This window comes from Achromobacter sp. Marseille-Q0513, assembly GCF_018195695.1.
Lineage (GTDB): Bacteria > Pseudomonadota > Gammaproteobacteria > Burkholderiales > Burkholderiaceae_B > Achromobacter.
Genome location: NZ_JAGTJY010000478.1, coordinates 1 through 527 on the forward strand (window position 1 = coordinate 1; position 527 = coordinate 527).

Annotated in this window: 1 protein-coding gene; it reads left to right on the forward strand. The window is 64.7% G+C overall.

Going from position 1 to position 527, the window contains the following annotated elements; genetic code table 11:
- A partial coding sequence (locus KDH83_RS31355) for a TonB-dependent receptor (RefSeq protein ID WP_212323032.1) occupies positions 1 to 527 on the forward strand: 527 nt, incomplete at both ends.

Here is a 527-nt window from a genome sequence, read left to right on the forward strand (position 1 = left end):
GAAGGAAACCAGCCTGTACGCCGAGCTGAAGCACACCTTCGAGAACGGCTGGACCACCCGCGCCATGGCGCGCGCCGTCCAGGGCAAGTCGGCGCTGGACGGCGCCTACTTCGTCAGCGGCGACTACGCACCGGGCGCCAACCTGTATGACGTGATGGGCGGCCGCTACGACTATGACAAGAAACAGCAGAGCTTCGACGTATCCGCGCAGGGCCCGATCACGCTGTTCGGCCGGGTTCACGACATCGCGCTGGGCGCCAGCTATCGCAAGGACCGCTGGCGCGACGACGGCTACGGCTACCTGGACACGCCTGGTGGCTACTACATGCTGGGCGGCGTGAATCCCTACACCTGGGACCCGGATTCGATCAAACGCAGCGACTTCGTCAAGGACACCTTGTGGAGCCGCGACCAGCGCTCGGAACTGACCTCGGCCTACGCCACAGGCCGGTTCAGGCTGGCCGATCCGCTGAGCATGATCGTGGGCGCGCGGCTGGATTGGTACGACTTCGACAACAAGCAATACC